Genomic DNA, 8,028 nt, shown 5'->3' with positions numbered 1-8,028 from the left:
CAGTGCGGTCCTGGCCAAGGCCACGAGCTGGCGTTCACCCGCCGACAAGGCCTCGCCGCGCTGGCCGACCGGAGTCTCCAGTCCCTGCGGCAGAGTCCGCACCCAGTCCCGCAACCCGAGCCGGGCCAGGACGTCGAGCACGGCGTCGCGGGAATCGCCCGCGCGACCGAGCGCGATGTTCTCGCCGACGGTGCGATCGAAGAGGAAGGCGTCCTGCGGGACGATCGCGACCCGCCGGGTGAGTGCTTCGTCGGCGATCTCGGTGAGGTCGACACCCCACAGGGTGAGCGTGCCGCTGGTCGGCAGCAGCTGCCGGGTCACGAGTTTCGCGAAAGTGCTCTTGCCGGAGCCGGTCTCGCCGACGACGGCGACGTGCTCGCCGGGCGCGATACGCACGTCCAGGCCGCGTAACGCGGGCCGGTCGGGGGAGTAGTGGAAGCCGACGCCGCGCAGTTCCACGATGGCCGGGCCGGATGGCAGCGTTGTGCGCCGAGCCGCCGTGGGTTCCTCGGGGATGTCCAGGATTTCGACCACGCGCCGCAGGCCGGCCTCGGCATTGCGGGCGTCGGCGAGGCTGCTGACGGCGAACTGCATGGGTCGGACGAAGAAGGTCACCAGGAACAGGAAGGCGACGATGTCGCCCGCGCTGAGCCCGAGTTCCGGTCCCAGCACGCCCATTCCGGCCGCGGTGCCCGCCACCACCACCGAGGTGGTGATGAGCCCGCTGGCGACCTCGCCGATGGAGACGTTGAATCCCATCGGCCACAGGGTGCGCCGCTGGGCGTCGAGAACGGCGTCGATCTGCGCGTCGGCGCGGGCGCGCATCCGTTCCTCGATGCCGTAACCGCGGATGGTGTCGATGCCGACGAGCACTTCCAGCAGGCCGCCGTAGAGTTCGCCGATGCTTCGGCGCACGGCATCGAAGCGGCGCGCCACCCACTGCTGCAACGTGTGGCCCGCGACCGGGACGCCGATGCCGATCAATAGCACGAGCAGCGCGAGCGGCCACGAGTAGACCAGCATCACCACGAGCGCCAGCAGCATCTGAGAGATGTTCTGCACCAGTGTGATTCCGCCGGACTGGGCGTACAGCGTGACCACGTCGACGTCGTTGGTGACGCGCGCGACGAGAGCGCCTGCGGAATCCGCGCGGGGATCGGCGGGGGAAAGGCGCAGGATGCGGGCGAAGGCGGCCACCCGCAGATCCAGCAGTGCCTGCTCGACGGTGCGGATGACCCGGTGGTTCATCAACGCGGAAGCGAGCATCGCCAGCAGTACCGCGAGTACTCCGGCGAACACGGCGCCGGTCACGACGCGTGCGCGGGTGGCCTGGTCGATCGCACCGAGCAGCGCGTGGTCGAGGGCGTATTGGATGGTGACGGGGATGACGATCCGGCCGGAGGCCGCGACGACGGCCAGTAGCAAGATCACCGCGAGAGTGCGGCGGGACAGCACGGTGTCGCGGCGCACCCGGCGCAGTAGACCGGTGGTTCGGTAGTCGGGTCCCGTCGGCTCGGTTGGACTCGTGTTCACCACGCCGGCTCCATGGTGTCGGTCTGCTCGGACGCGTGGTATGCGCCGAGCAGCGCGCGATACGCCGGTTCGGTAGCGAGAAGGTCCTCGTGCCGTCCCTGCGCGACGATGTGTCCACCGGCGAGGAAAACCACGGTGTCGGCGAGACCGACCGTCGCGGCGCGATGCCCGACCAGCACCACCGTGGTGCGGCGGTCGTCGGCCGCGTACTCGGCGCGCAGCGCCTCCACCACGGTCCGCTCCACCAGGGGGTCCAGCGCGGAGGTGGCGTCGTCGAGCAGGAGCAGGCCGGGGCGGCGGAAGACGGCGCGCGCCAGCGCCAACCGCTGACGTTGACCACCGGAGAGTTGCACGGTGTCGCTGAGGTAGGTGTCCAGGCCGTCGGGAAGGCGGCCGACGAACCCCGCGGCGTCGGCGATGCGCAGCGCGCGCTCGATCTCTTCGTCCGAGGCCGCGGCGCCGAGGGTGATGTTGGCGCGAGCGGTGTCGGCGAACAAGAAGGCGTTCTGGGTGACCAGCGCGGTCCGGCGGCGCACCGCGTCCGGTGCGAGGCGCCGGGTGTCGACCCCGGTGAGCGCGACGGCGCCCCGGTCGGCCTCGAGCAGATGCGCCAGCAGGGCGAGCAGCGTGCTCTTGCCCGCGCCGGTCGCGCCGACCACCGCCAGCACGGCGCCGGGACGTACCCGTACGGTCAGGTCGCGCACCGCGCGGGTGTCGCCGGTGTAGCCGTAACCGGCTCCGGCGAGCTGCACGGCGACGCCGCGATCGTGCGCACCGAGTGGGAGCTGCCCGTGCGCCGGGCGGTCGGCGGCGGTGAGTACGTGGTCGACTCGGGTCTGCCCCGCCACGCCCAGCGGTAGCACGCCGAGGAAGCGGGCGATGACGTTGAGCGGAATCGCGGTGGTGATGAGCAGGTAGATCACCTCCACCAGGGCGCCGACCCCGAGCAGCCCGGCGTCGACCCGTGCCACGCCGACGGCCAGGATGGCCAGCGCCGCCAGGGGCGGCATCAGCTCGATCGCGGGGTCGAAGACGGCGCTCGCGTTGCCCATGCGCCGGTTCGCCGCGCGGGAGGCGTCGGCGGCCGCCGCGAAACGATCGATCTCCCGATCGCCGATGCCGAGGGTGCGCACCACCTGCCGTCCGGCGATGGCCTCGTGCGCGAGCCCGCTGACCAGTGCTCGCTGCTGCTGAGCCGCCCGGGCCCGCGGTGCGAGCACCCGTTGGTAGAGCAGATTCGCGGCCAGCACCAGCGGGATGAGCACCAGCGCGATCAGAGCGAGCCAGAGGTCGGCGAGCGCGATGTCGACCATGACCAACAGCAGCATGGCGGTCATACCGACCGCGAAAGGGAAGTGCTGCATGGGATCCCAGGCCGTCTCCACGTCGGAGATCGCGCGGGAGACCAGTTGCCCGGCCGGCCTGCGGCGATGCCAGGCGATGCCCAGCCGCAGGTATTGCGCGACCACGGCTTTGCGGGTCTGGGCCTCGTTGCGGTATTGCACCGTGCCGGTCGCCACACCGCGCAGGATGATCGTCGCGATGCGCAGCAGCGAGACCGCCAGCACGAAGGCCGCACCGGTCGCGGCGGCGCCCGCGAGGAAACGGCCCTCGGCGAAGCTCGCGACCACCACGTGCTCCGTACTCCATCCGACGGCTCTCGCGGCGAGCACCATGCAGCACGCGTTCACCAGGCCGGAGCCGATCGCGACCGCGGCGGCGCCCGGTGCCCGCCCGCACCCGCGCAGCATGATCGCCAGCCCGCTGCGCAGGGTGCGGGGGTCCTGCCCGGCCTCGCTGTCGGCGGCCGCGGCGAGCAGTGCGCCTCTCCCGTAGCTCATGACCCCGGACACCGGAATGTCCGGGCTGATCCGTTCGCCACCACGCCTCCAACCGCCTGCCCGCCCTGGACAACCGTGCCTCGGATCGTGGATCGGCAGCAATGGACTCGATCAGCGTGATCGGAAACTGCGGGGACGACGATGCTTCCCGGCAAAAGTTCGGCGGTGGCGCGGACGATCTTGCCGCCGGTGCGATCCCGATCCGGGGGAAGGCTACGACCGCACCTTCGTGCGAACAGAATGCGCCCGAGAGATTCCGAGTATGCCGCTGATGACGGAAGGTGCTAGAGCGAGCAATGCGGCCGCAAACGCGCCTCCGGCGACAGCGGCCGGCGCATCGTCGCTACCGCGCCCGTGCACTCGTCCGGGTATCCCTCTTGCGGGCCGGACGTCGCGTTCACCGTGTGCGCGGCCACTCGCCCTGGTTCGGCACGGTGGACTCCGAGGTCACCGACACCGGAACCGGCGTAGCGGCGGCCGAGCGGCGACGCCCCCGCGGATCCCATGCCATCGCCGACGCCGCTCCTCCCAGCAGAACGACCACGATCATCGTCACAACACACCAGACCAACACGGTCCTTGCCTCCCTGGCATCACCATCCGGTTGACAGACTGCGTCGGCTTACCAAGGCGGACAGTTGTTTTCGAGTCGTCAACAGTATTCACCGACCGGATGGCGCGCGCGAGTCCGCGGCGCGGGGCCGATGCCTCCGCAATCGTGTCCGAAAGCCGCGACCGACCCCGCTGCGAACGGAATAACCAGCGCGAACGCCGATGCTTTCGCCGCCGTGGCTTTCGGTGCGCCGAACGGAGGAGATGCTAATCACGAAAGTGCCTCTGTCGCACAGTATGTGGGTGGCGTCTCAGCACGACCATGTCTCGCTCGTTCGTCGCGATGGGCGGTGCTCGGACTCTGCCGCTCGCTGCGGGGCGATGTCGTCCCGCAGGGCTGGGCTGTCGTTGTTTGCCTCGTTGTCGCCCGGGTAGCACGGTGGGGACGGAGGTCCACCCACACCGAAAGGGCTGGTTCGGCGATGTCCAATTCCACACCGGGCGCGACAACGGATCGGCGGTCTCCTCTTCAGGTCGCCGCCATGGCGGTAGGAGCCGCGTTCCTCCTGGTCGGTATCCTGGGGTTCATTCCGGGGATCACGACCGATTACGGCGAACTCGATTGGGCGGGACATCACTCGCAGGCCCAGTTGCTCGGTCTGTTCAGCGTGTCGGTGCTGCACAACGCGGTCCATCTGGCTTTCGGCCTCGCCGGAGTGCTGGCCGCCCGCACGGCTCCGTCGGCGCGCGCGTTCCTCCTCGGCGGCGGCGCCCTCTATCTCGTGCTGTGGCTGTACGGACTCGTCGTAAACCCCGGCAGCGACGCGAACTTCGTGCCGCTCGATACGGCCGACAATTGGCTGCATTTCGTGCTCGGCGCGGGCATGATCGCCCTCGGTGCGGTCTTGGCGCGGCGGCCACTGACCCAGGCGCCCGGCGCGGGCAGGCAGACCGGAATTCTGGAATAGCCGACGCATCGGCCGCGTCGTCCATGGGAATGGACCGCCGGTTCGAAGGCTGTGTCCCGACACCACCCCGTGTCCGGTCTGTTACCGAAAAGTGTTGTGGTTCAACGAATCCCATCGCCAGGCGGCGCAACCGGCGCAGCTCGCCCTTCGGCGGTACGCTCGGTGCGGGCGATGCCGGAAAGTCGCTTTGTCGAACGCCTCACATGTTGACATCGACTGCTGTTGACAACATATGATGTCAATAACTTGCTCAGCCTGCAATTCGATGCGCCGACACCGCGCGAGCCGCAGGAGTGCAGGCGCTTCGACTACTTCGGCAACGCGGCAAGGGAGTACCGATGAGGGCCAAACCACCCGCACTGGGATATCTCCGCAAGGACGTCTCGGGTGTGTCCCAGGATTGGGACGAAGCGCAGATGCGGAGTCTGGCCAAACGCCTGGGTTACGAGTTGTGTAAGACGGTGACCTTCGGCGCCGGCACCGACGCACCGGTGGATCGCCTCGTCGACGTCGTCCGCACCTTCGGCGTCGACGCCGTGATCGCACCGGGTCTGCACCACTTCGGCAATGCGGTGCCGGGCGAACTCGTCGAGGTTTGCGACCTGATCACCGTGACGCCCCAGCAGACGTACTCCCGTTCGGCGCTGTCGCGAATCTGGGCATGAATCATCGGGCGCCGGTCGCCGCCGCATGTGCTGTACTGGCGGGGTGATCGAATCCGGTGCGGTGACCGACGTGGTCGACGCTGTGGTCGAGCAGTCGTTGCTCGGCGGCCCACGACGGTACACGCGCGCCCAGGTGGCCGAGCTTTCCGGAGTGTCTGTCGAACGTGCCAAGAAGCTGTGGGTTGCGCTCGGCTTCCCCGCCACGGCGAGTGACGACGACGTGGTGTTCACCGATGCCGACATCGCCGCGGTGCGCCACTTCACCGCGATGGACCCGGTCGCGGGGGCGAGCGAGCAGAGTCAGATCGCCGCCGCCCGCAGTGTCGGTCAGGCGATGGCGCGACTGGCCGAGTGGCAGGCGGATCTGATCGCCCGTGAGATCGGCAGCCGCATCGCCGCCGAAGGCGGGCAGTCGATGTCCGAATCGAACCGCCAGGCCACTGCCCGGACCATCGCGGTGCTCACCGATCTGCAGCAGTACGCGTGGCAACGACATCTCGCCGCGGCGCTGAGCCGCTCACTCGAATCCGATGGCGCCACACGCCAACTGCTCGTCGGCTTCGCCGATATGGTCGGCTACACCCGGCTCTCCCGTCACCTCGACCTCGACGAGTTGACGGATCTGCTGGAGACATTCGAGACCACCACCACCGAAGCGGTCACCGCCCACGGCGGCTGGGTGATCAAGAACGTGGGCGACGAGGTGATGTTCGCCGCCGAGAATGCCCGCGACGGTGCGCGAATCGCCCTGGCGATGCACGCGGGGGTCGCCCGAGCGGCGCAAACCGTTCCGGAAATGCCCCAGGTCCGGGTGGGCCTGGCGTACGGGCCCGTCCTCACCCGCTTCGGCGACCTCTACGGCACGGTGGTCAACGTCGCCGCTCGGCTCACCGGCGTGGCCCGCCCTGGGACCGTCCTCCTCGACGACGGCGCCGCCGCGGCTCTGGATGACGACGACCAATTCCTCTTGCGCCATCTGCGCAGCGTGCGGGTCAAGGGATTCTCACGGTTGCGTTCCCACGTGTTGCGAGAGCGCCAGCGGAAACAAAGCTGACCGGCTACCGCCCCGTGGCGAGATGATGTGGAGCTTCGATGAAAAGAACTGTCGCCGTACTCGCGCGGCTCGGCGTCGTCGGGATTCCGGTGCCGGCCTTCGCGGCGGTTGCCGGTTCGGGCCCGGCTCAGGCGACGCCGCGGGATTGCGTCGTCGAGCGGGATCTGTTCAGCGCTTCGGCGGTCTGCCAACCCGACGAACTCGAGGGAGCCGAATACGTCTTGCCCTGGAATGCGTAGGCATCTACAGCTCGGGGCCGTTCCCGCTGTACGCGGTCGGTTCCTACGTCCAGCTCAGTTATCCCTTCACGCCGAACGGGCAGCGTACGACGACAGGGTGCATGAACTGGGGTCCCGGTCTCGTCGGGGTGGTCGGCAACGCCGTCGTGGAGATCTATCACCGTTGAGAGATCGCGAGCCAGGTCGACGAGTCGGCCGAATGAGCAAGCGGTCGGCCGGGCCGGTGCGGATAGGCTGGCGTCATGTCGGACACGGTGTCATCCAAGGGTTTCTCGGTCGCGCTGGTGCTGGGCGGGGGTGGTCCGGTCGGTCTGACGTGGTTGGCGGGACTGGCCACGGGGCTGCGGGACAACGGGATCGACTTGACGCTGGCCGACCGGTTCGTGGGGACCTCCGCCGGCTCGGTGGTCGGTGCGGTCCTGGCCGACGGTGGCGATCCGGCGCGCTTGTTGCGGCCGCCGTCCACGTCGGCGGCGCCGGTGCGGGCGGATCCGGCGCGAATCGCGGAGATATTCGCCGTGCTGCGCGCCCCCGGCCAGGATCCGGCCCAGGCACGCCGCCGGGCGGGGGAGCTGGCGCTGGCCGCGCAGGCCGGTGATCCGGACGAGCACATCGCGCGTATCGGCGGGCTGGCCGGTGTGGCGCAGTGGCCGGCGCGCGATCTCGTCGTGACCGCGATCGACATCACCACTGGTGAATTGCGCGCATGGACCAAGGCCGGCGCGGCGTCGTTGCCCGAAGCGCTGGCGTCCAGCACGGCGGTGCCCGGTGTCTTCCCGCCGGTCCCGATCGACGGCCGCCACTACTTCGACGGCGGGTTGCGCTCGCCGGTCAACGCGGACCTGGCCGCGGGCGCGGATGTCGTGGTGATCCTCGAACCCTTGGCGCACATGTTCCCGCGCATCCCCAGCGATCGCGAGTTGGGCTCGGCGACAGAGGTTTCCATTGTCCCCGACGAGGAAGGCGTCGCCGCGTTCGGAATCGACGTGTTCGACTCGGCGGCGCTTGCTCCCGCGTATGCGGCGGGCGTGCGCCAGTCTGCCGATGCCGCGCTGCTGCTGAAGGACGTCTGGCCCGAAGGCTGACCGAGCCGTAACCGACCGCCTGCTGATCGGGCGGGCGTGTCCCGTCGCTCCACGCCCGGCGCCGCTGTGGACTGGAGACGTCGGTCCCTCT

The 8,028-nt window shown here is 69.4% G+C and carries 7 protein-coding genes; 5 read left to right on the top strand and 2 right to left on the bottom strand.

Annotated elements, in window-relative coordinates:
- Together ABZW96_RS35250 and ABZW96_RS35245 are read right to left on the bottom strand one after the other, a co-directional pair.
- Window positions 1-1,533 (bottom strand): ABC transporter ATP-binding protein (locus ABZW96_RS35250; RefSeq protein ID WP_355080919.1); only part of this gene is annotated, 1,533 nt, incomplete at its 3' end.
- Window positions 1,530-3,374, bottom strand: a complete 1,845-nt coding sequence (locus ABZW96_RS35245) for an ABC transporter ATP-binding protein (protein WP_355080917.1) — start codon at window positions 3,372-3,374, stop codon at window positions 1,530-1,532. The genes ABZW96_RS35245 and ABZW96_RS35250, both read right to left, overlap by 4 nt.
- 1,094 nt (window positions 3,375-4,468) lie before the next feature.
- Between ABZW96_RS35245 and ABZW96_RS35240 the strand changes: the two genes are divergently transcribed.
- The 5 genes from ABZW96_RS35240 (at window position 4,469) to ABZW96_RS35220 (ending at window position 7,937) form a co-directional block, all read left to right on the top strand.
- On the top strand, window positions 4,469-4,894 hold the full coding sequence (locus tag ABZW96_RS35240; RefSeq protein WP_355080915.1) for a DUF4383 domain-containing protein: 426 nt from the start codon (window positions 4,469-4,471) through the stop codon (window positions 4,892-4,894).
- A 338-nt stretch (window positions 4,895-5,232) separates the two neighbouring features.
- Window positions 5,233-5,559 (top strand): hypothetical protein, encoded by a 327-nt coding sequence (locus ABZW96_RS35235; RefSeq protein ID WP_355080913.1) that lies wholly within the window; start codon window positions 5,233-5,235, stop codon window positions 5,557-5,559.
- 25 nt (window positions 5,560-5,584) lie between these two features.
- Complete coding sequence (locus ABZW96_RS35230; RefSeq protein ID WP_355080911.1) at window positions 5,585-6,613, top strand: adenylate/guanylate cyclase domain-containing protein; 1,029 nt, start codon at window positions 5,585-5,587, stop codon at window positions 6,611-6,613.
- 38 nt (window positions 6,614-6,651) lie between these two features.
- Window positions 6,652-6,852: a hypothetical protein gene (locus ABZW96_RS35225; RefSeq protein ID WP_355080909.1), complete on the top strand. Its 201-nt coding sequence runs from the start codon at window positions 6,652-6,654 to the stop codon at window positions 6,850-6,852.
- Window positions 6,853-7,094: 242 nt separating this feature from the next.
- Window positions 7,095-7,937 carry a patatin-like phospholipase family protein gene (locus ABZW96_RS35220; protein ID WP_355080907.1) on the top strand — a complete coding sequence of 281 codons (843 nt, stop codon included), beginning with the start codon at window positions 7,095-7,097 and terminating at the stop codon, window positions 7,935-7,937.
- Window positions 7,938-8,028 lie beyond the last annotated feature (91 nt).

Origin of the sequence: Nocardia sp. NPDC004168 (assembly GCF_040610355.1) — a bacterium.
Taxonomy (GTDB): Bacteria; Actinomycetota; Actinomycetes; order Mycobacteriales; family Mycobacteriaceae; genus Nocardia; species Nocardia sichangensis.
Note: the sequence above shows the minus strand (reverse complement) of the source record. Positions and strands in the feature narration are given on the sequence as shown.

What these genes read in the sequence shown, in the direction of transcription:
- ABZW96_RS35225 (WP_355080909.1), top strand. Translation starts at nt 6,652, where the DNA reads ATGAAAAGAACTGTCGCCGTACTCGCGCGGCTCGGCGTCGTCGGGATT.
- ABZW96_RS35235 (WP_355080913.1), top strand. Translation starts at nt 5,233, where the DNA reads ATGAGGGCCAAACCACCCGCACTGGGATATCTCCGCAAGGACGTCTCG.
- ABZW96_RS35245 (WP_355080917.1), bottom strand. Translation starts at nt 3,374, where the DNA reads ATGAGCTACGGGAGAGGCGCACTGCTCGCCGCGGCCGCCGACAGCGAG.
- ABZW96_RS35240 (WP_355080915.1), top strand. Translation starts at nt 4,469, where the DNA reads ATGGCGGTAGGAGCCGCGTTCCTCCTGGTCGGTATCCTGGGGTTCATT.
- ABZW96_RS35220 (WP_355080907.1), top strand. Translation starts at nt 7,095, where the DNA reads ATGTCGGACACGGTGTCATCCAAGGGTTTCTCGGTCGCGCTGGTGCTG.
- ABZW96_RS35230 (WP_355080911.1), top strand. Translation starts at nt 5,585, where the DNA reads ATGTGCTGTACTGGCGGGGTGATCGAATCCGGTGCGGTGACCGACGTG.